The organism is Kribbella solani, assembly GCF_014205295.1.
In the GTDB taxonomy this organism is placed as follows: domain Bacteria; phylum Actinomycetota; class Actinomycetes; order Propionibacteriales; family Kribbellaceae; genus Kribbella; species Kribbella solani.
This window is the reverse complement of record NZ_JACHNF010000001.1, coordinates 6094403-6117667: the sequence shown is the minus strand read 5'-3', so window position 1 is coordinate 6117667 and position 23265 is coordinate 6094403. Positions and strand designations below refer to the sequence as shown.

The window sequence follows — 23265 nt, the reverse complement described above, 5'->3', positions numbered from 1 at the left end:
CGCGATGACCGATCCCGTGACCGAGACGCTCGACGTACCAGGAGCAATGCTGACGTACGACGTCCGTGGTGAGCTCACGAATCGTCCACTTCTGTTGCTGATCGGATCGCCGATGGGCGCCGCCGGATTCGGCACGCTGGCGTCACATTTCGCCGACCGGACAGTGGTCACGTACGACCCGCGCGGCGTCGACCGGAGTATTCGGGGTGGTGAGCTGATCGAGGTGACGCCGGACCACCATGCCGCCGATCTCGCCGACCTGATCGAACATCTGGACGCGGGCCCGGTCGACCTGTTCGCGAGCAGCGGTGGCGCGGTGAACGCGCTGGCCCTGATCGCGAAGCGCCCGGATCTGGTCAACAAACTGGTCGCGCACGAACCGCCGCTCGCCGCGATCATCCCCGACAGCACCGCCGCGCTGGGCGCGGTCGAGGACATCTACGCGACGTACCAACGGGACGGCCTGGGCGCCGGGATGGCGAAGTTCATTGCCCTGGTCGGGTACGAGGGCGAGATCCCGGCCGACTACACGGATCAGCCGGCGCCGGACCCGGCAATGTTCGGGCTGCCGACCGAGGACGACGGGTCGCGTACGGACGCACTGCTCGGGCAGAACCTTCGCGGGTGTACGTCGTACCAGCCGGACTTCGACGCACTGGCGACGGCGAAGGACCGGATCGTCGTCGGCGTCGGCGAGGAGTCGGGGAACCAGCTCGCGGCCCGCGGCGGGAAGGCCGTCGCCACCCGGCTCGGGCTCAAGGCTGTCACGTTCCCCAGCAACCACGGTGGTTTCCTCGGCAACGAGTACGGCCAGCCGGGCAAGCCCGAAGAGTTCGCCGCCACCCTCCGTGAGGTGCTGGGCGACCGCACTCCGTGACGCCGTCGACCCTGCACGTGTCAACCGGGGTGGGCTGGACGGACCGGCGCCGGGTATCTGCTTAGCTGGAGGCATGACTGACAAGCCAGAGATCGACTTCCCGGACGGTCCGCCGCCGGCGGATCTCGAGATCACCGACATCACCGTGGGCGACGGCGACGAGGCCAAGGCCGGTTCGCGGGTGAACGTGCACTACGTGGGCGTGGCCCACTCCACCGGCGAGGAGTTCGACGCGTCGTACAACCGCGGTGCCCCGCTGGCGTTCCAGCTCGGCATCGGCCAGGTCATCCAGGGCTGGGACACCGGCGTGCAGGGCATGAAGGTCGGCGGCCGCCGCAAGCTGGTCATCCCGCCGCACCTGGGTTACGGCGACCGCGGCGCGGGCAGCGCCATCAAGCCCGGCGAAACGCTCATCTTCGTTGTGGACCTGATCAGCGTCAGCTGAACACCTGCCGGCGGTGACCAGAGCTCTTGGTCACCGCCGGCTTCAGTTACTGGCCTTGAGTTGCTGGCACTGTAGGTGGATGGACATCACAGTTGCCGGCAGTGGGGACGCGTTCGGTTCCGGTGGACGGTTCCAGACCTGTATCGCGGTCGGTACTCGTACGCTGATCGACTGCGGAACGACCAGCCTGACAGCGCTTCGCCAGCAGTCCCTGGACCCGAACGAGATCCGCACTGTCGTCATCACCCATCTACACGGCGACCACTTCGGCGGTCTGCCGTTTCTGATCCTGGACGGGCAGTTCCGGCGCCGTACCGAGGATCTGACCGTAGTCGGTCCGCCCGGTACGCAGGCTCGGCTGACTGATGCGATGGAGACGCTGTTCCCTGGTTCGTCCCAAGTACAGCGCCGGTTCGGCGTACACGTCCTTGAGCATGCTGATGGGCGTACGCGGCAACTGGATGAACTGACAGTCACCCCGTACGAAGTACGCCATGCTTCCGGCGCACCGGCGTACGCAGTGCGACTGCAAACACCGGACCGCTCGATCGCGTACTCCGGTGACACCGAATGGACCGATGCGCTGTTCCGTGCAGCAGACGAAGCAGACCTGTTTCTTTGTGAGGGCTACAGCACTAGTCCGGTCCGTTGGCACTTGGACCTCCAGACACTGGCCCAGTACCGAGACAGCTTCACCTGCCGACAGCTAGTACTGACTCACCTGTCGCCCACTGCGCTCGCAGCTGACCTCAGCGACTGGTCAGTGGCCTATGACGGCATGCGGCTCTAGCGGTCTATCGGTCGGCAAACACCATCGGCTGCAGCGCTGGCGGCTAGGGCAGCCGCGGCAGTGCCGTTGGCAGCCGGAGAGGTACGGGTCGTGTGCCGGCCGATCGGAACCACCATCGGACTTCCGGCGACCGGGTCCGGGATCACCTTCACCGCCAGGCCGAACACCTCCTCGACCACCTCTTCGCTGATCACCTTCCGCGGGTCGCCCTCGGCAACGATCTCGCCGTTCTTCATCGCAATCAGGTGGTCACCGAAGCGGCAGGCCTGGTTGAGGTCGTGCAGCACCAGCACGATCGTCCGGGACTCCGACTTGTTCAGGTCCACCAGCAGGTCCAGCACCTCGAACTGGTGCGTCAGGTCGAGGAACGTGGTCGGCTCGTCCAGCAACAGGATGTCGGTCTCCTGCGCCAGCGCCATCGCGATCCAGACCCGCTGCCGCTGGCCGCCGGACAGCTCATCGATCGGCCGGTCGGCGATCGAGAGCACGTCCGTCGACGTCATCGCCGCCGCGACCGCCTCGTCGTCCTCCTTCGACCACTGCCGGATCCAGCGCGTCCGCGGGTACCGTCCCCGGCCGACCAGGTCCGCGACCGTGATGCCCTCCGGTGCGGCCGGTGACTGCGGCAGCAACCCAAGCTTGGTCGCCACCTCACGGGTCGGGATCTGCTGGATGCTCTTCCCGTCCAGCAGCACGGTGCCGCGCGACGGCTTCAGCAACCGGGCCAGCGTCTTCAGCAGCGTCGACTTGCCACATGCGTTGGCGCCGACGATGACAGTGATCTTCCCGGTGGGTATCCGCACTGACAGGTCGTGGATGATCTCCCGCTGGTCGTAACCGACCGCGAGCCCGTCGGCAGCCAAGCTGTGCTCTGTCACGGGTTCCACCGGATTCTCCATTCTCAGCCACCACTCCCGACCCGGTTGGCCCGAGCGAGCAGGAACATCAGGTACGGCGCACCGACGACACCAGTTACCACTCCGACCGGCAACTGCGTGTCGCCGAACGCATGCTGCGCGACCAGGTCGGACAGCGCCACCACCAGCGCGCCGAGCAAGCCCGACACGATCATCGCGGGCCCCGGCGACCGGGTCAGCCGCCGCGCGATCGGCGGTGCGACGAACGCGACGAACCCGATCGGCCCGGCCGCGGCGGTCGCCACCGCGGCCAGCAGTACCGCGATCACGATCAGCCCGAGTCGCGACACCTCCACCCGCAACCCCAGCCCGTACGCCGTCTCGTCACCGAGTTGCAGAATCCGGAGCTGCTGTACGAGGAACACCATCAACGGCAGCAGCACCACCAGCGTGACCGCCAGCGACCGTACGTTCGACCAGTCCCGTCCGTTCAGGCTGCCGGTCAGCCACACCAGCGCCTGCTGCGCGATCTCGACCCGCGCCTTGGTCAGCAGGTACGAGGTGACGCTGGTGGCCATCGCGCCGATTCCGATGCCGATCAGGATCAGCCGGTAACTCGAAACACCGTGCCGCCACGCGAGTACGTACATCAGGAATGCGGTCAGCACCGCGCCGACGATCGCGAACCCGGACACGGCGACACCGGTCAGTCCGAGCGTGACGATCGCGAACACCGCGAACGCGCTGGCGCCGTACGTGACACCGATGATGTCCGGGCTGGCCAGTGGGTTGCGGGCGATGCTCTGGAAGATCGCTCCGGACAGACCGAGCGCCGTACCGACCAGCAGGCCCGTGAGTGCCCGGGGCAGCCGCAGCCGGTTCACGATGAACTCGGTCGCCTTGTCGCCGCCGCCGAACAGTGTCTTCACCACGTCGATCACCGGGATCTTGAAATCACCGAGTGACAGTGAGACGCAGAAGGTGGCGAACACCACGACAGCCAGTACGACGATGACAGCCAGTGAACGCGTCTGCCGGGCCGCGCGGGCCTTGCTGATGACATGTACCGCTTCCGCCGTCACAGGTCGGCCAGCTTCCGTCGGCGTACCAGCGCGATGAAGAAGGGCGCACCGAGCACCGCTGTCACGATGCCTACCTGTAGCTCACCGGGCAGGGCTACCACTCGTCCGATGACGTCCGAGCCGAGTAGCAGGATCGGTGCGAGCAGTGCTGAGTACGGGAGGATCCACCGGTAGTCCGGTCCGGTAACCAGACGGGCCACGTGCGGGATGGTCAAGCCGACGAAGGCGATCGGTCCCGCGGCCGCGGTTGCTGCACCACAGAGCAGTACGACGACCACTGCGACGAACACCCGGGCCAGTCCGACCCGTTGGCCGAGCGACTTCGCCACGTCGTCCCCCAGCGACAACGCGTTCAGCACTCGGCCGCAGAACAGCGACAGCACGATCCCGGCGAGGATGAACGGCGCCACCTGCTGCGCGATGTCAGCTCCGCGACCGGCGAACGAGCCGACTGACCAGAACCGGTACTGGTCGAAGGTGTCGACGTCGCCGATCAGCAGTGCGGTCGTCAGCGAGCCCAGCATCGCCGTCATCGCCGCACCGGCGAGTGCGAGCTTCACGGGCGTCACGCCCTCCCGGCCGAGCGACCCGAGCAGGTAGACCGCGACCGACGCGGCAGCAGCGCCCAGGAAGGCCAGCCAGACGTACGCGGTCAGGGTCGACAGCCCGAACCAGTAGATGCCGCCGACAACGAACAGCGCGGCACCGCCGTTCACCCCGAGGATGCCCGGGTCGGCGAGCGGGTTCCGGGTCACGCCCTGCATCAGCGCACCGGACAGACCGAGCGCCGCGCCGACCATCAGGCCGATCAGCGTCCGCGGCACGCGCAGCGACCGGACGATCACGTGATCGGTGTTCGCCTCGTTGTAGTGGCGCAGGGCATCGATCACCGTCGGCAGTGGGATCTGCTTGGACCCGATCGCGACGCTGAGCAAGCACACCAGCACCAGCAGAACGGCGCAGCCGGCCAGGCCGAGGACAAGAGTGGTCCGCCGGGCCCGGCGGCGCGGGCGCACCGGGGCGGCAGGCTCCAGATCAGGCGTGGCGGAAGCAACAGCACTGGGCGGGGGCATTGGACTTTCCAGATCCTCTTAGGTAAGGCTAACCTCTAGACGCCTCAGAATAACCCGCCGCCCTCGGGTCCGCATCTGCGGCTACCCCCTGCAGAGTTTATGGAGAAACCCCGGATGACGACTGTGCTCGAGCGGCCGATCGTGTTCGACTCGGTGCTGGCCACCGTGGCGGCCGTAGTGGACCTGAGCCCGCATCTGCGCCGCGTGACATTCGTCGCACCGCGCATCGCGGACGCGGTCACCGCCGGACCGGACCAGCGCATCAAGGTCCTGTTCACCCCACCGGACGGCAGCGCGATCCGGTTGCCGGACGGACCGGAGTGGTACGCCGACTGGTGCGCGCAGCCGGTCGAAGAGCGTTTCATCATGCGGACGTACACCGTGCGGGCGCTGCGGCCAGAGGTGGCTGAGCTGGACATCGAGTTCGTGCTGCACGGAGTCAACGGACCCGCGTCGGCCTGGGTGAGTGCGGCGGAGCTGGGCGACCAGGTCGGGCTGCTGCTCCCGTTCGCGGTCGACACGACCAGTCCGAAGGGCTTGCTCCACTCTGGCGTCGACTACGTCCCTCCGGCGACCAGCGTGCGCCGCGTACTCGTTGCGGACGAGACTGCACTCCCGGCACTCGCGGGCATCTTGGAGGAGCTGCCGGCTGCAGTACATGCCACGGTGTTCGTTGCCGTACCGGATGCTGCTGACGTGCGCGCGCTGCCGACGCCGGGGACTGCTGACATCACCTGGGTCACGGACGGCTCGCTGCTGGACGCGCTGAAGTCCGCGGCGCTGCCGTTCGACCCGGACTACGCGTGGGTCGCCGGTGAGTCGTCGATGATCAAGTCAGTGCGCCGGCACCTGGTGAATGCTGTCGGCATGCCGAAGGCCGCCATCTCGTTCCAGGGCTACTGGAAGCGCGGCGAGGCGCACTGCTGATCGCCGGATCAGTTCAGCTGGAGCTCGGCGGCGCGTACGCCGGCGGCGTCCAGCAGGGCCGATGCGGTTGCCGCGCCGATGCCGCCCAGCGGCTGGGCGCGAACGACCGAGCGCGCGCTGGCTCCGTCGAAGATCATCGTCAACTGGACGGCCAGCGTGGCCGGCTCCTCGGCGCCCGCCTTGAGCAGCTCGCGGTGGAAGAAGTCGGTCAGCTGCTGCTTGAAGTGCCGCGCCACCACCGAGCCGGGGTGCTCGGGGTTCTTCAGCTCGACCGCCATGCTCACGTACGGGCAGCCGAGGTAATTGCCTGAAGCAACCACGTTGTCCTGCCGCTCGAACACGGACAGAATCCGCTCCCGGGCCGGCCGGTCGTCCTCCACGCCCGGGCGCAACAGCGTCTGGTACGCCGGTCCGCGACTGGCCAGGCTCTCCGCGATCAGCTCGTCCTTGGACCGGAACAACTGGTACATGGACTTCTTCGACACCCCGGCCGCCTTGCAGAGCGCATCCACTCCGATGTTGACGCCGTCACGATAGAAAAGTTCACCCGCGGCGTCGAGAAGCCGCTCACGGGGTGTCGCCGAGGTGTGCATGCATCGAGAGTACCGGCAGAAATTCCGCCCAGAGACCGACCGGTTTACGGCCGCGCCGCCGAGCTCGTCCGCGCATTGATCCTCGACTCGTTCGACCGGCTGTAGGACGTGTCTGGTCCGCAACCGACGTACCGTAGAGGGCATGTCAGTCACAGGGGGACCGCCTTCCACCCACGAGGAGGAGGTGGAGGAGCGGGTCGGGCCGTATCGGTTGATCCGGCGGCTCGGACAGGGCGGCATGGGTGTCGTCTACCTGGCCGAAGGTCCGGAGCGCCAGGAGGTGGCGCTGAAGGTGCTGCGGTCGCACGTGGCGGACGACCCGATCGCACGGGCCCGGTTGCAGCGCGAGGCGACCACACTGCGGAAGGTGAGCCACCCGGGCGTGGCCGGCATCCTCGATCACGACCTGGAGAGCGACCGGCCGTACCTGGTGACCCGGTTCGTCCCGGGGCGTCCGCTGGACGAGCAGGTGGACGAGCGTGGTCCGCTGACGCCACGGAAGTGGCTGCCGGTTGCCGGATGCCTGGCTGAGTCATTGCAGGCGATCCATGCAGCCGGAGTGATCCACCGTGACCTGAAGCCGGGCAACGTGATGATGTCCAACGGCAAGCCGGTGATGATCGACTTCGGCATCGCACAGGCCGCTGACGACCTGCGGCTGACACAGACCGGTCTGGTGATCGGTACGCCGGGCTACCTGGCGCCGGAGCTCATCGAGGGCGAGATGGTGTCCGAGTCGGCGGACTGGTGGGGCTGGGCGGCCACTGTGGCGTTCGCTGCGACCGGGCGCCGTCCGTTCGGTAAGGGACCGTTCGAGGCGGTGCTGGCGCGGGTGCACTCCGGTCAGGCTGATCTCGACGGGCTGGACCCACGGCTGAAGTCACTGCTGGCTGCTGCGCTCTCCCCCGCCAAGGCCGATCGGCCGACACAGGACGAGATCATGACCGGGCTGAGCCGGTACTCCGAGGGGCGCGACGCACTACCGCCACGGCTGGAAGCGGCCGATGCAACCGCGGTCGCGGCTCCACCCACTCGGCTGGTGACACAGCTGATGCCGACGGAGCAGCCCGCGCAGGCGGAGCAGCCACCGTCGGAGCCGACGCCGACCGAGGTCGCGCAGCTGGTGCCGCCGGTCATCCCACCGCTGTCAGCGTTCGCACCGATCCGCGACAAGCTCCGCGAGGCAACAGCCAAGAAGTCAGCCGCAGCCGCCGCTGCAGCAGGCGGGGCGGTCAGCGGTGCAGCAGGCGGTGCGGTGGTGCCCGTTGCGTACGGGACGCCGGCTGCCGCGCCGATGCCGTATGCGCCTGCTCCTTACGCCGCCACTCCGTATGCGCCTGCGCCCTACGCGGCTGCCCCGTATGCGCCCGACCAGTACCTGCCCGCGCCGAGCGGCACGCCGTACCAAAACAGTCCTGCTCCGTACCAGAGCAACCAGCCGGCGCAGTACCAAGAGCCGTCGCACCCAGCACAGAAGCCGCCCAAAGCACCACCCACAGGCCGCCGTACGGTCGTCGTCATCGGCTTCATGATCGCGCTGAGCGGACTGATCGCCCTGACTCCGCTGGTCGGCTCAGCAGTCGCCATCGTGCTACTGGTACTCGCCAGAACAGTCGACCGTTCGAGTACGGCCCTGATGCGCCGCCGCCAGATCCGCGGTCGCTCCGGCAAGTCCGACGGGGTTGTCGCGGCAGCAGCCAGCCCACTGCAGCTGGCGACCGCCGCCCTGATCACCCTGCCCTGCCTGATCCTGCCACTGATCATGGGTGTCGTGGTCGGCGGCACCGTCACGGGCATCGCTGTTGCCGCGTACAGCCTGGACTGGCCGCCGCTGTCAGCAGTCGGTTTCGGCGCCGCCGGTCTGAGCGCACTGTTCACGGCCTGGTGGGGTCCCGGCGGCAGCTCACTCCGCCGAGGCGCCCACATCGCCGCGCGGAACACGTTCCGCGCGCACTGGCTGTCAGCACTGATCGCTGTCGTACTACTGGCTGTCGGCGGGATCGCCTTCTACAAGGCGACCCAGGGCGCCGGCGCTGGTTGGGCCCGCGAGCCGATCCAGACGCCGCACATCCAGAGCCCGACGCTGGGAGACCTCCGGGACGCGCCGTTCGTCCGCAACCTCCCCATCATCGGCAAGGGATGACAGGGAGGCCGGACGGCCTTACAGCTGGACGATCTGGCTCCGCTCCGGACCCACGCCGATCGCGGAGATCCGCGCGCCACTGAGCGACTCGACGGCGCGGACGTACTCCCGCGCCTGCTTCGGCAGATCGTCGAAGCTACGGCAACCGGAGATGTCCTCGGACCAGCCGTCGAACTCCTCGTAGATCGGGACCGAGTGGTGGAAGTCGGTCTGCGTCATCGGCATCTCGTCGTGCCGGACACCGCTCACGTCGTACGCGACACAGACCGGAATCCGCTCCCGGCCGGTCAACGTGTCCAGCTTGGTCAGTACGAAGTCGGAGACGCCGTTCACCCGGGCCGCGTACCGGGCGATCACCGAGTCGTACCAGCCGCAGCGGCGTGGGCGCCCGGTCGTCGTACCGAACTCGGCGCCCTGCTGGCGCAGCCACTCACCGTCCGCGTCGAGCAGCTCGGTCGGGAACGGCCCCTCGCCGACGCGGGTCGTGTACGCCTTGACGACGGCCATCACGCGGTCGATCCGGGTCGGCGGGATGCCGGTACCGGTGCAGGCACCGGCCGAGATCGCGTTCGACGACGTCACGAACGGGTACGTGCCGTGGTCGACGTCGAGCAGCGTGGCCTGGCCCGCTTCCATCAGCACGGTCTTGCCGGCGTCGAGCGCGTCGTTCAGCAGCAGGCTGGTGTCCGCGACCATCGGCTTCAGCCGGTCGGCGTACTCCAGCAGCTCGTCGAGCACCTCGCGGATCTCGACCGAGCGCCGGTTGTACACCTTCACCAGCAGCTGGTTCTTCTGCTCCAGCGCGCCGGTGACCTTCTGCTCGAGGATCTTCTCGTCGTACAGGTCCTGGACCCGGATGCCGACCCGGTTCATCTTGTCGGCGTACGTCGGCCCGATGCCGCGCCCGGTGGTACCGATCTTGCGGCTGCCGAGGAACCGCTCGGTGACCTTGTCGAGGGTCCGGTTGTACGGCGGGATGACGTGCGCGTTCGCGCTGATCACCAGCCGGGACGTGTCCACGCCCCGCGCCTGCAGCGCGTCCAGCTCCTCGAACAGCACGCTGAGGTCGACCACGACCCCGTTGCCGATCACCGGCGTCACGCCCGGTGTGAGGATGCCACTCGGGAGCAGGTGCAGCGCGTACTTCTCGCTGCCGATCACCACCGTGTGGCCGGCGTTGTTGCCGCCGTTGAACTTGACCACGTAGTCGATGACCTCGCCCGTGTTGCCGAGCAGATCGGTCGCCTTACCCTTGCCCTCATCGCCCCACTGGGCGCCGACGAGCACGATTGCGGGCATCTCAGCCCTCCTCTTCACGCGCCGGCCGCCGGGTGATGGCCGTCCTCACACCCCGTAGCTGCCGACGCTGGAAACGGTGAAGCCCGGAGACGTTCACCGGACATTCATCCGGCGGCGCTTCCAGGCTCTTGCGACCAAAGCCTACCGGAACCGGGCGGACGGGTTTCGGGCCTGCCCACAATTCGCAATCGATCGTTCCAAGTCATTGTTCGATCAGTTGATGGGTTGCCAATTTGCGTGATCACGTGCACACTCTTAGTCAGCGGCCCGCCGAAACTGCCGCAGGGGACGGTTCCGGCGGGCCGCTTCCTCGTTCCCGGGGGAACTCAGTCTCGTTCCCGGGGGAACTCAGTCTCGTTCCCGGGGGAACTCAGTCTCGTTCCCCGGTAGTTACTGGAGATCGGTGGGGTTCGAGGCCAGCCACTCCTTCACCCGCCGGTCGGCCTCCTCCGGCGTCACGTCCTCGACCTTCGTCAGGATCGCCCACCGGTGCCCGAACGGGTCGATCACGGTGCCGAACCGGTCACCGGTCATGAAGGTCTGCACCTCTTCGACCGGCTTCGCCCCGGCCGCCACCGCCTTCGCGAAGGTCGCGTCCACGTCCGGCACGTAGTGCACCAGCGAGGAGTGCACCCACTCGCCGTTCGGCGCCCGGAGCCCGATCTGCGGCATCTCGTGGCTCAGCTGCAGCATCGAGTTGCCGATCTTCAGCTCGGCCTGACCGAGCCGCCCGTCCGGCATGTCCTGCCGGCTGATCACCTCGGCGCCGAACACCGTCCGGTAGAACTCGATCGCCTTCGGCCCGTCCGTGACGGCGAGGTACGGGGTGAGTGAGTGATAACCGTCGGGGATGGGGTTTACCGTGTTGCCGTCCGTGTTCGTCATGCCCTCAGTCAAGTCGCTGGGGGCCGTACCGGTCTTGTAAGAAAGCGACAGGCAGCCTGTGAGCAATCCAGCCGAGAGCGAGAAGGGCATCCTGCACCCGCGCGAGCAGGCCCGGCACCGCTCGCTGAACCGGCTCACCCCTGGGCCCGAGGCAGTGCGGTTCGTCGAGTGGTACTGGATCGTCGAATGGGATCTCGACGAGCCGTACACCGCGGAGGTGCTGCCGTTTCCAGCCGTGAACGTCACCTTCGAGCAACCGGGTGGCGCGTTCGTGAACGGCGTCTGCACCAAGAAGTTCGAGCGCGAGCTGTCGGGGCGCGGCCGGGCCTTCGGGGTGAAGTTCTGGGCCGGTGGGTTCGGGGCGATCACCGGGCTGGACGTGGGCTCGTTCCGGGACCAGGTGCTCCCGTTGACCGCGGTGTTCCCGGACGGCGATCGGCTCGCGGACCTGATGTTCGAGGCGGAGTCCGACGTCCGCAGACGGGCCGTCTTCGAGGCGTACCTGCGTGACCATCTCGCACCGCCCGACCCCTCGTACGAGCTGGTCCGGGAGATCGTCTCGACGATGGCCGCGGACCGTTCGGTGGCGCGGGTCGACGAAATCACCGAACGGTTCGGCGTACCGATCCGTACGCTGCAGCGACTGTTCCGCCGGTACGTCGGAGTCGGTCCGAAGTGGGTGTTGCGGCGGTACCGACTGCACGACGGCGCTGAGCTGCTTGCTCAAGGTGAAGTCGCCGAGCTGGCGGAGCTGTCCGCGTCACTCGGCTACTTCGACCAGGCGCACTTCTCCAAGGAGTTCAAGGAACAGATCGGCCTGACCCCGGCCGAGTACGCGAGCAGGGCGGCCGCCGAACGTCAGATCACCTACCGCTGAGCTTTACCAGCACTGCCATCACGGTTGCGGTCAGTGCGGCAACCAGCGCGACCACGAAGCCGTACTGGGCGCTGTGACCGTCGACGACCCAGCCTGCGAAGGCAGAGCCCAGCGCGAGACCTGCCGCGCCACCTGAGTTCAGCCAGGTGAACGCTTGCGTCAGAACGGCGGTGTCCACCGTTGACTCGGCCAGCACCGCCGACAGGGTCTGGAACGGCGCTATCGCTACGCCTGGCAGTGTCAGAGCGAGTGCGGCCGCCAGCGGAGTGTGTACGGCGATCAAGGGCACGCAGCTCACCGTCAGCCAGACAAACGCGATGACGAACTGTGTCTCCGGTGCAGTCCGCCAGCGGCGCGCACCGTACGCGAGTCCAGCGAACAGACTCATCAGACTGGTGATGCTGTAGAGCGGTCCGGCGAGACCGGGCGTACCTCTTGAGACAGCGAAGGCTGTGACGGACACCTGCATGCTGCCGAAGAACAGGCCGACGCCGACGTTCGTACCGACCAGTCCCGCGAATCGCTTGTGCAGCAGGCGTTTCGCGCTGGTGTGCTGACCGGGCGGGCTGGGAGGTGGCGCCGTACCGCGTTGCAACGCCAGCACGAAGCCGCCCGCCAACAGGAGACTGGTTGCAAGCACCGATCCCGCCGCGGGGCTGCCGAACGAGCTGACCGTGCCGACCAGCCCGGGGCCGACCATGAAGGCCACACCAACGCTCAGCGCTTCCAGCGCGAACGCCGACGAGAGCAACGGCGTATCGCGTAGCGCGTGCGACCAGCGTGCCGCCGTTTGAGCACCGATCTGCGGCAGCGAGCCGCCGGCCAGGAAGCCGGTTGCGATCAGTACGGGCAGGGGTGCGCCGGCCAGCGTCAGGCCGATCAGCAACGCGACCGCGATCGCGTGCGCGAGCAGGGTGATCGGCAACATCCGGGTCTGACCGAAACGATCGATCAGCCGGGCTACTTGCGGTCCGGCGATCGCCTCGGCGACGGCGAACCCGCCGGTAACGGTGCCGGCCGCGGCGTACGAGCCGGTTGACCCGTGCACCAGCCAGACGATGCCGAGCCCGGTCATCGCGATGCCGATGCGAGCCGGGGCGGCCGCCAGGTAGAACTTCCAGGCGCCCGGGGTACGCAGAACCGTTGCGTAGGTGCCGCTGGGCGCACCGATCCGTCCGGTGAGAGCCGGCACGGTAGGACCTTCCGCTGCCCGCCGGGGCGAGGGACACGACCGTGGGCGTCCAGCTTCGCCGGTCTGTCCGTCCGCCTAGAACCGTCCATGTTCGGCAGTCAGCGGGGACGCTCGCCAGCTACCGGCACTGTCAACGGGCAGAAACCTCGTGATTCAGGTTGACCGGAGCATCGTACCGCGGGCCGGCTCTCGTCACGGTCGGAAGTGGCGCGGTAACCCACGGCCAACCTGTGACAGCCCTGTAACGCGGGAAATGTTGACAACGATGATGTGGGAGCCGGCCGACGCGCGTGCTTGCGGCGTCCCTGCCCCCGGGGGCAGGGACGGTCAGGCCGCCGAGATCGGCATCAGCAAGGTTCTAACAAAGGGTGGGGCTGTAATTGTCTGCAAAGTTTTCCCGCTGGATCGCTGTGGCCGCGGCTGCCGCCGTTGTGTCCACGCTGACGATCGCCAGTGGGGCGTCCGCCGCCACGTCGCCTGTCCCGCCGGGAGCTCGGTCGGCCGGGATCGCCGTCGCGCCGGAGCTGCCAGAGCCGAAGGCCGCCCAGTTCAGCGCGGGTCGAAGCCCAGTGATCAAGCCGACGGCTGCACCGGCGACCGACATCAAGAGCGTCAGCGCTGTGTCGCGGGCAGCCGGCCAGTACACATGTACTGGGTACAGCGGGATCGACGCCCCGAATCCGGTCGCGAACCTGCTCAAGGACACCTTCACCTGGAGCACGTTCAAGCCGTACCAGGTGGGTGACGGCAAGGGCAATGTCAACTGGCGGGTGAACCCGTACAAGAACCCCAGCTGGTACATGTGGTTCCACTCGCTGCGCTGGCTCGGGCAGGGCATCACCGCCGCCGGCACCGGTGACACCGCCGCGATGGATCGCGTCACCGCGATCGCGAAGGACTGGGTCACCGACAACCCGTACTCGTGGAAGTCCGACATCGGTGCGTGGGAGTCCACGATGCACCGGACCAACGTGCTGATCTGTCTGCGCCAGGCAGTCTTGTCCGGGCTCGCGCAGACCACACTGCCGCCGGCCTACGCTTGGCTCGACCAGGCGCTGATCGACCACGCCTCGTTCCTGACCGCGAACTGGTCCGGTGCCTGGAATCACGGCACCGACGAGAGCATCGCGTTGTTCGGCGTCGGATGCACACTGGACCGCGCGGACTACAAGCAGACCGCGCAAGACCGCCTCGCCGCGGGCATCACTACCTCGATCGACGCGGAGGGCTCGACCAACGAGCAGTCGACGGGGTATGCGCAGTTCAACTACTCGCTGTGGGGACGGGCTGTCACAGTTCTGCAGAACTGCGGGGTCGATCCGGGCACGACGATCACCGAGCGGCGGGCGAAGCTGGCCGAGTGGCTCGCACTCGCAACAAACTCGCTGGGCAAGCTGCACCAGCTCGGCGACTCCGAACTGATCGCGACCGGCCAGTTCCCTGGTACCTCCGCCGAATACGCCGGCTCCCTCGGCGCCAAGGGAATCGCCCCGCAGCAACGCGTCGGCGTCTACTCCGCGGGCTACGTCTTCGGGCGGACGGGCTGGGGACAGACGCGGCCGTTCTCACAGGAGTCGACCTACAGCATCCGTTTCGGGCCGTCGCGCGCGCTGCACGGCCACAGCGACCACACCGGAATCACCTACACCGCCCGTGGCCGCGACATTCTCATCACCGGTGGCCACGCCGGCTACCAGAACGACGTGTGGCGGACGTGGGCCAAGGGCCAGTTCTCGGCCAGCACGATGACAACTCCGCTGGCCGCGGAGAAGTACCCGGCGACGAAGCTGACGCGCTCGGCGATCGCGGCGAAGTCGGAGTTCTTCGAGTTCACCGACGTCCCCGGCGCGGGGATCAACCGCACCCGCGCCGTGCTGGTGCTGAAGGACCCGGACCTGATCATGTCGCTGGACCGCGCGACGTCGACCACGGCGCAGCAGTTCCAGACGCTGTGGCACCTGCCGTCGGACCAGAAGGCCACCGTGTACTCCCGAACTACCGCGCTGGCGATGAAGCCTGGCGACGCGACCCGGACCATCCTGTTCCAGGTGCCCTACAAGCAAGCCCTCCCGCCCGGCGCGATCCTGATCAAGCAAGGCCAGACCAACCCCATCCAGGGCTGGCACTACCCGAACACCATCACCCGCAACTCGGCCCCGACCCTGATGTTCGCCCGGTCCGGGTACGCCGCCTCGATCCTGTCGTTCATCGTCCCTGCCAGAGCGACCCAAGGGGTCACCTACACGGTCCGCACCTCCGGCACCACAACGATCATCGACCTGTCCCTCGGCGGGGTCCGCACCTCCGTCGGCATCTCCGCCGGCGGCGCCCTCTACCGCATCTCCTGACCTGTTCCGCAAGGACTTCGTTCCCGTCCGCCCGGCTGAACCCCGGCCGCGCGGCTGGCTGATCACCTGGGGGTCGTGCCCTCAGGTGATCAGCCCCAGCGCCCGGGTCCGGCGCCCACCGGGGCGTCGCTTCGGGCGGGCAGACACTTCGCGGGGCGGCGCTTCGGGCGGGTGGTCAGCTGAGGGCGTCGGCGGCAGCCGGGGAGGAGTCGCGCAGGAACGTGACGCACCTCTCGGCCTCGTCCTTCTCCTCGATCAGCGCGGCCGCCTTGCCCAGCGCCGCCAGCGCGCGCAGGAACCCACGGTTCGGCTCGTGCTCCCACGGCACCGGTCCGTGCCCCTTCCAGCCGTTCCGCCGGAGCAGGTCCAGGGCCCGGTGATAACCGGTCCGCGCGAACGCGTACGCCTCGATCGTGCGGCCGTCCGCGAGCGCGCCTTCGGCCAGCACCGCCCAGGCCAGGGAGGACGTCGGATGCTTCGCGGCGACGTCGGCCGGAGCGGCCCCGTCGGCGAGTTCCGCCGCGGCCGGGTCGACCGGTAGTAGTGTCTCGGGTGGGCCGGAGAGCAGATTGTTCAATTCCATAAGCACATCTTCGCCGATCACGCAGCCGTTGCGGCACGTGACCGTCTGACGAAATCCGTTGACCGTTCACCCACCGGCCACGGATGCTTGAGACCCTGCGTCAACCGCCGTGGTTCCCAGCTACGGCCGGAAGGAGGCACCGGATGAGCGTCATCGTCCTGAACGCGTCGTACGAACCGCTGCACACCGTATCGATCCAGCACGCCATCCGGATGCTGGTACGCGAGGTCGCGGTGGTGGAAGAGGCGCACGGAGAGCGAACGATCGGCCCGTTCCCGGTGCCGCGAGTGCTCCGCCTGGTGCGGTATGTAGTCACCCACTGGCGGTATGCGGCCGGCCGGATGAAGTACTCCAAACACGGGGTGCTGCGCCGCGACAAGTTCCGCTGCGCGTACTGCGGCCTGGAGAACGCCGACACCATGGATCACGTCCAACCGAGATCCAGGGGCGGCCGCACCGAGTGGCTGAATGCCGTGGCCGCCCATGCCGCCTGCAATGAGCGGAAAGGCAACCGCACCCCGTCCGAGGCCGACATGCCCCTCCTCTGGCAACCCTGGGTACCAACCCGCGCCGAGCTCGTCATAACCACATGACGGGCCTTTTTTATACCCGGAACTTTTATGCCCGGAATCCGTCCGGTCCTGCCGATCGCGCCGGCCAGGCCGAGCCGCGCGGGTGGGGCGGTCTGAGTTGTCCACAGGCTGGGAAGTCGTTGGTTCGCGGGTGGGGTGATCGCGGCAGGTTCTAGGGCATGAATCCTCAACTTGCTGTGATGGCGTCGATTCGGGGTGGCGTGTTCACCCGGGCCGACGCGCGGGCCTGTGGTTATGCCGACGCCGACATCGACGCTCTGCTCGCCTCCGGGTGCTGGCGGCGGATTCGTCGCGGGACGTACGCGGCGCATCGGTCGCTGATGTTGATCACCGACGAAATGCTCTATCTGCGCAGGGTGTACCAGGTGCTTCGGGCCGGCGGGCCTGGTGTCTACGCCAGTCACCAGTCCGCGGCGGCCCTGCATGCGCTGCCGCTTTGGGGTCTCGACCTGACCCGCGTCCATGTCACCGGCGCCGACGGACGTTCGGGGCGACTACGCGGCGTCCACCGTCACATTCGCGATCCCGTGGGGCCAGGCTTCCAACTCTGGAACAGATTGCGGATGGCCTCACCCGCCCGCGCGGTCGCCGAGGTGGCCGCGACCGCACCACCCGTACCAGCGGTCGTGCTCGCTGATGCCGCGCTGCACACCGGCCTCGTCACCACCCGCACACTCAGACATGCCGTCACGCTGCTCGACCACGGCACCAAACGCGCGCACGCCGTCTTCGGCCACCTCACCGGAGCGTCCTCGATCGCCGAGACCCGCCTCCGCCTGATCCTCAGCACGGCCGGCCTGCCAACCCCCAGCCTGTCCCCACCTCCCGAGCCCGAAGCCCCTGACCCCGACCTGTCCACCGCCGCGCTGTGGTTCCCCGACGAGCGCACCGTCGTCGAGTTCGAGCCGCGTTTCCCCTTCTGGTGCGAGGAATTCGAGCCCTCCGCCGAAGAACCACTCCCCGAACCCTTGGCCGCAGACCCCGATGGACCGCAACCTGTCGAGTACTGCTGGATCTCCTGGACCGACCTCAACGACCCACCCCTCGTCGTCGACCGAGTCCGCACCACCTTCACCCGAGCCGCCCGCCGAACCGGCATCCGCCACTTCAACTTCGCCCAGGTCCAGTCATGAAGGCGTGGAATACGACCCGTGAACGGGCATGCGGACAAGCCGCGATCGGATACCTGAACTCGCCACCGGAGGGAGCCCCTCCGGTACTGTCGGTCACGACGCCCCGGAAAGGAGTACTGGCCTGATGGTTCTTCGCTTGGACGTCTCGCCAGAGTTGCTGCAATGGGCCGTTGATCGCTCCCGCCGAGGCGTGGAGGAGATAGCGAGAGCCGTCCCCCAGTTCGATGCCTGGATGAGTGGTGATGGCAGGCCAACGGTCAGGCAACTGGAGAAATTCGCCCGCGCGACCTACACGCCCGTCGGCTACCTGCTGATGGAGCGACCGCCCGCCGAGGATCTCCCGATACCTGACTTCCGGACGGTCAGAAATACTGCCGTTGCCGAGCCGAGTCCGAATCTCCTCGACACGATCTACCTCTGTGAACAGCGGCAGGAGTGGTATGCCGGATTCGCGGCTCGTCATGACCTTGATCCCGTCCCGTTCGTCGGCAGTGCTCGCCCGACCGATCCGCCGGCGAGCGTCGCCAACACCATGCGTGAGACCCTCGGCTTCACCTATCAGGCTCGCCAGCAGTACAGAACGTGGTCGGACGCGCTGCGAAGCTTGATCGATCTCGTCGAGGACAACGGCGCCATGGTCATGGTCAGTGGCATCGTGGGAAGCAACACCCACCGGCTGCTGGACCCCAAGGAGTTTCGTGGGTTCACGTTGATCGATGACCGGGCCCCGCTGATCTTCATCAACGGCGCTGACACCAAGGCCGCGCAGATCTTCACGATGGCCCATGAACTGGCCCATGTCTGGGCAGGCCGGCCCGGTGTCGACAAGCCAGAGCTCGGATCGCTGGACGAACAGGCCGGAACTGAAGACCGGCGAGCGCTGGAGCGCTGGTGCAACCGAGTCGCCGCGGAATTCCTCGTTCCGACGGAACTAGTCCCAGCAGAACTCTCCGGGCCGACGTTGACCGATGACCTGGATCGCTTGGCCCGGCAGTTCAAAGTCAGCACGCTGGTTGTGCTGCGAAGACTCTTCGATACCGGAGCCTTCGACTGGGATGACTACCAAAGCGCCTACGTCGACGAGCTGACGCGTGTCCTCGAGTTGGCCGAGAACAACGCCGGCAGCGGAGGCAACTACCACAACACTCAGCCGCTCAGGGTCAGCCGCCGGTTCGCGACGGCGCTGATCTCGGACACTCCGGAGGGCCAAACACTGCACCGCCTTGCATTTCAACTGCTGGGCGTGCGTAAGCCAGCCACCTTCCAGGCTTTCGGCGAAGAGCTTGGGGTTGCCTGATGTACGTTCTCGACGCCAACGTGTTCATCAGCGCCAAGAACGCCCACTATGGGATGGATTTCGCCCCAGGGTTCTGGAGTTGGCTGCACACGGCGCATGCCGCTGGGGTCGTGTGCTCCGTTGACGCTGTGCGCGACGAACTGATGGACGGCGCTGACGAACTCGCTGACTGGGTCAAGGCGCTACCCCGATCGTTCTTCAGACCGGTGGACGCGGTGGCTCTGGTCGAGCTCCAGAAGCTCGCAGCATGGGCCAACCAAACTCCACAATACACGCAAACGGCGGTGTCGACCTTCCTGGCCGGCGCAGACAACTTCCTGGTCGGCCAGCTCAGAGACCAGAGTGTTCGCCTGGTTGTCTGAAGTCCGAACTCTTTGGGAGCTTTCGCTTCACTGCAGATACCCGGTGGCTGACCATCTCACTGGTCAACCGCCGGGTCTGCAGCCCAAGAACGTTCAGCAATACGGCATTGCCAGCTCCCGGGTGGTTAGCCGTTCAGGGAGGTGCCGGTGGAGCGGAGGCTTTCGCAGGCCTCGCCTACGCGCTTCGCCATGCCTTCCTCGGCGGCCTTGCCCCAGGCGCGGGGGTCGTAGGCCTTCTTGTTGCCGACCTCGCCGTCCACCTTCAGGACGCCGTCGTAGTTGGTGAACATGTGCGCCACCGCCGGGCGGGTGAACGCGTACTGCGTGTCGGTGTCGACGTTCATCTTGATCACACCGTGGTCGACCGCGGCCCGGATCTCCTCCAGCGTGGAGCCGGAGCCACCGTGGAACACCAGGTCGAACGGGCGCTCCTTGCCGACCTTGGCGCCGACCTGGTCCTGGATCTCGGCCAGGATCTCCGGCCGCAGCTTGACCGCGCCCGGCTTGTAGACGCCGTGCACGTTGCCGAAGGTCAGCGCGGTCAGGTAGCGGCCGTGCTCACCGGTGCCGAGCGCCTCGACCGTAGCCAGGCCGTCCTCGACCGTGGTGTACAGCTTCTCGTTGATCTCGTTGGCGACACCGTCCTCTTCGCCACCGACGACGCCGACCTCGATCTCGAGCACGATCTTCGCCGCCGCCGTCTTGGCCAGCAGTTCCTTCGCGATCTCCAGGTTCTCGGCCAGCGGCACCGCCGAGCCGTCCCACATGTGCGACTGGAACAGCGGGTTCTCGCCGCGGGCGACCCGCTCGGCGGAGATCTCCAGCAGCGGCCGGACGAAGCCCTCGAGCTTGTCCTTCGGGCAGTGGTCGGTGTGCAGCGCGATGTTCACCGGGTAGTTCTTGGCCACCTCGTGCGCGTACGCGGCCAGCGCCACGGAGCCGGAGACCATGTTCTTGATGGTCGGGCCGGACAGGTAGTCCGCACCACCGGTGGAGACCTGGATGATGCCGTCCGAGCCCGCCTCGGCGAACCCGCGGATCGCGGCGTTCAGCGTCTGCGAGGAGCTGACGTTGATGGCCGGGTAGGCGAAGCGGTTCTGCTTCGCCTTGTCCAGCATCTGGGCGTAGACCTCAGGGGTTGCAATAGGCATGTCTCGCGGTACTCCTCACAACACAGTTCTTGTGGGTTCGGCTCCAGTATCGCCGCCGGGCACTTCGTCGTGACCGGCGGCCCACCCGCCGAGCCGGCCCGGTGGCCGGGGAGCTTTCGGTCGGGATGCAGACCAGTTGATGAACAGGACCGATCCAGTTGCCGGCGTCCGGATGTCCACCCGGGACGGACGCCATCGAGTCTGGCCCTGCACGTTCTGCCGCCGCTGGTGCGGTTGTTGCTGGTTCGGTTGTTGCTGGTTCGGTTGTTGCTGGTTCGGTCAGGCGGACCCGGATCGCGGGCCGCGGGGGGTCAGGGCCATGTGCAGCCGGTAGCGGTCGGCCCGGTAGGCCGACCAGGACAGTTCGACGACCTTGCGGCCGGCGAAGGTGGTGCGCTCGAGGACCAGCAGGGGTGCCCGCCTGGCCACGCCGAGCACCCGGGCGACATGACCGTCGGCGTTGTCCGCCCGGACGGTCTGTTCGCCGGAGGTGACGACGACGTCGTACTCACTCGCGAAGACGTCGTACAGGGTGCCGAGCTCACGGCCGAGCAGGCCGGGGAAGAGCGCGGACGGGTAGTAGCCGACCTCGTAGGCCATCGGCGACGCGTCGGCGGTCCGGAGCCGTTCGACCCGGATCACCTTGGTGCCCTTCGCGACCCGCAGGCCCTTCGCGGTCTCGTCGGAGGCCTCGATCTCGCTGGCCGACAGCACCACGGTCCCCGGCTCGAGCCCGCGGGCCCGCATCTCCCGGGAGAACGAGGTCAGGTGCAGCTGCGAGTCGACCTGCGGACCGGTGACGAAGGTCCCCTTGCCGTGTACCCGCTCCAGCGCGCCGGACTCGACCAGGTCGCTGATCGCCTGCCGGACCGTCACCCGGGAGACGTTCAGCTTGTCCACCAGGGCCCGCTCGGACGGGATCGGATCGCCGGGATGCAGCTCGACATCGATCAGCCGTTCCAGCACCGATCGGACCTGGGCCCGCTTGGTTGCCACCATGGAATCTCGATCCTCCAGACCTGGGCGGGCCTCGGGGGTGCCCCGGGACGCCGCTCACTGCTATCGTCGGCAGCATACCTGTTAAGACCAGATAGGACCAGTGATCGTAGTGGTGTCTGTCCCCGCCCAGGAAACCCAGATGGCGCGCGAGATTGCCGAGCAGCCGGCCGCGCTGGCGGCCACGTTCGAGCATGTCCTGCCGCTCCGGCACGACATCACCCGGCTGGCCGCCGGGCGCCGGCACGTCATCTTCGTGGCGCGCGGATCGTCCGACAACGCGGGTGTGTACGGCCGCTATCTGACCGAGATCCACGCCGGCCGGCAGGCGTCCCTGGCCGCCCCGTCGGTGGCGACCCTGTACGGCGCGAACCTCGACCTGTCGAACTCGCTGGTCGTCGCCGTCAGCCAGTCGGGCGCGACCCAGGAGATCGTCGACACGGCCGAGTGGGCGAAGCGGAACGGTGCCGCGATCGTCGGCATCACCAACGACGGCGACAGCCCGCTGGCGTCGACGGCCGATGTCGCGTTGATCACCCAGGCCGGCAAGGAGCTGGCCGTGCCGGCGACCAAGACGTACACGACCCAGCTGGCGGCGATCACGGTCGCCGTGGACGCGCTGGCGCAGCGGCCGGGCACGCTCGACGCGGACATCGCGCGGGTGCCGGATGCGGCCGCGAAGATGCTGTCCGGCTCGGTCGAGGCGGCGGCGGACCTGCTGGCCGGGGCGCACGACGTACTCGCGAGCGGTCGCGGGCTGACCTTCGGGACGACGCTCGAGGTGGCGCTGAAGCTCGAGGAGACCTGCCTGCAGCCGGTCCGCGGCCTGTCGTACGCCGACTTGAAGCACGGGCCGATCGCGGTCGTGGACTCGGACCTGGTGACGATCCTGGTCGCGGCGGGCGAAGGTCCGGCGCTGCCGGGGATGACCGAGCTGGCCGGGATCGTGCGCGAGAAGGGCAGCAAGATCCTGGGCATCGGCGGCGACCCGACGTTCGCGTCCCGGTGCGACGTGAACCTGGCCGGCCCGGACCTGCCCGAGACCCTCGCGCCGCTGGCGCTGGTGATCCCGGCGCAGCGTGCGATCGAGGCACTGGCGCGCAAGCTCGGCCTGGACCCGGACGCGCCGCGCGGGCTGCGCAAGGTCACTCAGACGGACTGAAAAACTTCTCCAGTCAAAGTGCTCATTTGGTGAGCACTTTGACTGGAATGGTGGTGGTCATCGACAAGGGAAACCCCCGAGGAAAGGACCACCACCATGCTGCGAGGACTCGCAACGATCAGCTTCTACGCCACCGACGTGAAGGCGGCGCGGGCCTGGTACGAGAAGTTCCTCGGGATCGAGGCGTACTACGCGGTGCCGAGCGTCGACGAGCCGGCGTACGTGGAGTTCCGCTTCGGTGACTTCCAGTGCGAGCTGGGGATCATCGACGCCAAGTACGCGACCCATCAGGTGACGTCCACGCCGGCCGGTTCGATCGTGTACTGGCACGTGGACGACCTTGAGGCGACCGTTGCCCGCCTGGTGGAGCTCGGCGCGACCGTGCACGAGGACATCACCGAACGAGGCGAGAACACCGGCTTCCGGACAGCCGCGCTGCTCGACCCGTTCGGGAACCTGCTCGGCGTCATGAACAACCCGCACTACCTGGAAATCCTGGGCGAGCTCACCGGCACCCAGAACTGACAACCCTGCTGACGCCCCACGCCGCATCCGCACACCGGATCGCGGCGCTGGGGAGCAGCGGGGTTCGCGGCCTGC

General features: G+C 67.6%; 23 protein-coding genes. 13 read left to right on the top strand and 10 right to left on the bottom strand.

Going from position 1 to position 23265, the window contains the following annotated elements; all coding sequences use genetic code 11:
• Positions 1–4 precede the first annotated feature (4 nt).
• The 3 genes from HDA44_RS28190 to HDA44_RS28180 all read left to right on the top strand — a co-directional run bounded on the left by HDA44_RS28190 (position 5) and on the right by HDA44_RS28180 (position 2112).
• Positions 5–877: an alpha/beta fold hydrolase gene (locus HDA44_RS28190; RefSeq protein WP_184839491.1), complete on the top strand. Its 873-nt coding sequence runs from the start codon at positions 5–7 to the stop codon at positions 875–877.
• A gap of 73 nt (positions 878–950) precedes the next feature.
• Positions 951–1322, top strand: coding sequence for an FKBP-type peptidyl-prolyl cis-trans isomerase (locus HDA44_RS28185; RefSeq protein ID WP_184839489.1), 372 nt, complete (start codon positions 951–953; stop codon positions 1320–1322).
• A gap of 79 nt (positions 1323–1401) precedes the next feature.
• On the top strand, positions 1402–2112 hold the full coding sequence (locus HDA44_RS28180; protein ID WP_184839487.1) for an MBL fold metallo-hydrolase: 711 nt from the start codon (positions 1402–1404) through the stop codon (positions 2110–2112).
• On the opposite strand, the gene HDA44_RS28175 is transcribed toward HDA44_RS28180, so the two are convergent.
• From HDA44_RS28175 to HDA44_RS28165, 3 genes are read right to left on the bottom strand one after another with little or no spacing between them, the layout of a single operon-like run.
• The gene (locus HDA44_RS28175; protein WP_184839484.1) at positions 2109–3011 is read right to left on the bottom strand and encodes an ABC transporter ATP-binding protein; all 903 of its coding nucleotides are present in this window, start codon (positions 3009–3011) and stop codon (positions 2109–2111) included. The two genes, HDA44_RS28180 and HDA44_RS28175, sit on opposite strands and share 4 nt — an antisense overlap.
• A 2-nt stretch (positions 3012–3013) precedes the next feature.
• Entirely contained in the window at positions 3014–4051 is a 1038-nt protein-coding gene (locus tag HDA44_RS28170) for a FecCD family ABC transporter permease (protein WP_184839483.1), read from the bottom strand.
• Positions 4048–5124, bottom strand: a complete 1077-nt coding sequence (locus tag HDA44_RS28165) for a FecCD family ABC transporter permease (RefSeq protein ID WP_184839481.1) — start codon at positions 5122–5124, stop codon at positions 4048–4050. Before HDA44_RS28165 ends, HDA44_RS28170 begins: the two co-directional genes overlap by 4 nt.
• Positions 5125–5238: 114 nt before the next feature.
• Here HDA44_RS28165 and HDA44_RS28160 point away from each other — a divergent pair, with 114 nt between their 5' ends.
• Positions 5239–6051, top strand: a complete 813-nt coding sequence (locus HDA44_RS28160) for a siderophore-interacting protein (RefSeq protein WP_184839479.1) — start codon at positions 5239–5241, stop codon at positions 6049–6051.
• An 8-nt stretch (positions 6052–6059) separates the two neighbouring features.
• On the opposite strand, the gene HDA44_RS28155 is transcribed toward HDA44_RS28160, so the two are convergent.
• Positions 6060–6644 (bottom strand): TetR/AcrR family transcriptional regulator, encoded by a 585-nt coding sequence (locus HDA44_RS28155; protein ID WP_184839477.1) that lies wholly within the window; start codon positions 6642–6644, stop codon positions 6060–6062.
• Positions 6645–6786: 142 nt separating this feature from the next.
• Between HDA44_RS28155 and HDA44_RS28150 the strand changes: the two genes are divergently transcribed.
• Entirely contained in the window at positions 6787–8787 is a 2001-nt protein-coding gene (locus HDA44_RS28150; RefSeq protein WP_184839475.1) for a serine/threonine-protein kinase, read from the top strand.
• A gap of 18 nt (positions 8788–8805) precedes the next feature.
• On the opposite strand, the gene HDA44_RS28145 is transcribed toward HDA44_RS28150, so the two are convergent.
• Both HDA44_RS28145 and HDA44_RS28140 read right to left on the bottom strand, forming a co-directional pair.
• Positions 8806–10086, bottom strand: a complete 1281-nt coding sequence (locus HDA44_RS28145) for an adenylosuccinate synthase (protein ID WP_184839473.1) — start codon at positions 10084–10086, stop codon at positions 8806–8808.
• Positions 10087–10476: 390 nt separating this feature from the next.
• Entirely contained in the window at positions 10477–10971 is a 495-nt protein-coding gene (locus HDA44_RS28140; protein WP_184839471.1) for a VOC family protein, read from the bottom strand.
• Positions 10972–11029: 58 nt separating this feature from the next.
• On the opposite strand from HDA44_RS28140, the gene HDA44_RS28135 reads away from it, so the two are divergent.
• Complete coding sequence (locus HDA44_RS28135) at positions 11030–11848, top strand: DUF6597 domain-containing transcriptional factor (protein ID WP_184839469.1); 819 nt, start codon at positions 11030–11032, stop codon at positions 11846–11848.
• Here HDA44_RS28135 and HDA44_RS28130 read toward each other — a convergent pair.
• Positions 11835–13040, bottom strand: coding sequence for an MFS transporter (locus HDA44_RS28130; RefSeq protein ID WP_184839467.1), 1206 nt, complete (start codon positions 13038–13040; stop codon positions 11835–11837). The genes HDA44_RS28135 and HDA44_RS28130 overlap by 14 nt on opposite strands.
• Before the next feature lie 380 nt (positions 13041–13420).
• On the opposite strand from HDA44_RS28130, the gene HDA44_RS28125 reads away from it, so the two are divergent.
• Positions 13421–15388 (top strand): heparinase II/III domain-containing protein, encoded by a 1968-nt coding sequence (locus tag HDA44_RS28125; protein WP_238352569.1) that lies wholly within the window; start codon positions 13421–13423, stop codon positions 15386–15388.
• A gap of 175 nt (positions 15389–15563) precedes the next feature.
• On the opposite strand, the gene HDA44_RS28120 is transcribed toward HDA44_RS28125, so the two are convergent.
• Positions 15564–15971, bottom strand: a complete 408-nt coding sequence (locus HDA44_RS28120; RefSeq protein WP_184839465.1) for a DUF3151 domain-containing protein — start codon at positions 15969–15971, stop codon at positions 15564–15566.
• A gap of 143 nt (positions 15972–16114) precedes the next feature.
• On the opposite strand from HDA44_RS28120, the gene HDA44_RS28115 reads away from it, so the two are divergent.
• From HDA44_RS28115 to HDA44_RS28100, 4 genes are all read left to right on the top strand, one after another.
• A complete protein-coding gene (locus HDA44_RS28115) occupies positions 16115–16564 on the top strand; it encodes an HNH endonuclease (protein ID WP_184839463.1) in 450 nt (149 codons plus the stop codon).
• Between the two features lie 179 nt (positions 16565–16743).
• Positions 16744–17697: a type IV toxin-antitoxin system AbiEi family antitoxin domain-containing protein gene (locus HDA44_RS28110; protein WP_184839461.1), complete on the top strand. Its 954-nt coding sequence runs from the start codon at positions 16744–16746 to the stop codon at positions 17695–17697.
• A gap of 124 nt (positions 17698–17821) precedes the next feature.
• A complete protein-coding gene (locus HDA44_RS28105; protein WP_184839459.1) occupies positions 17822–18994 on the top strand; it encodes an ImmA/IrrE family metallo-endopeptidase in 1173 nt (390 codons plus the stop codon).
• Positions 18994–19356, top strand: coding sequence for a DUF4411 family protein (locus tag HDA44_RS28100; RefSeq protein ID WP_184839457.1), 363 nt, complete (start codon positions 18994–18996; stop codon positions 19354–19356). Before HDA44_RS28105 ends, HDA44_RS28100 begins: the two co-directional genes overlap by 1 nt.
• A gap of 125 nt (positions 19357–19481) precedes the next feature.
• Here the strand turns inward: HDA44_RS28100 and fbaA are convergent, their stop codons facing one another.
• Positions 19482–20507: a class II fructose-bisphosphate aldolase gene (gene fbaA, locus HDA44_RS28095; RefSeq protein WP_184839455.1), complete on the bottom strand. Its 1026-nt coding sequence runs from the start codon at positions 20505–20507 to the stop codon at positions 19482–19484.
• A gap of 279 nt (positions 20508–20786) precedes the next feature.
• Positions 20787–21506, bottom strand: a complete 720-nt coding sequence (locus HDA44_RS28090; protein ID WP_184839453.1) for a GntR family transcriptional regulator — start codon at positions 21504–21506, stop codon at positions 20787–20789.
• A gap of 139 nt (positions 21507–21645) precedes the next feature.
• Between HDA44_RS28090 and HDA44_RS28085 the strand changes: the two genes are divergently transcribed.
• Positions 21646–22665: an SIS domain-containing protein gene (locus tag HDA44_RS28085; protein ID WP_184839451.1), complete on the top strand. Its 1020-nt coding sequence runs from the start codon at positions 21646–21648 to the stop codon at positions 22663–22665.
• A 96-nt stretch (positions 22666–22761) separates the two neighbouring features.
• On the top strand, positions 22762–23190 hold the full coding sequence (locus tag HDA44_RS28080; RefSeq protein WP_184839449.1) for a VOC family protein: 429 nt from the start codon (positions 22762–22764) through the stop codon (positions 23188–23190).
• Positions 23191–23265: the final 75 nt, after the last annotated feature.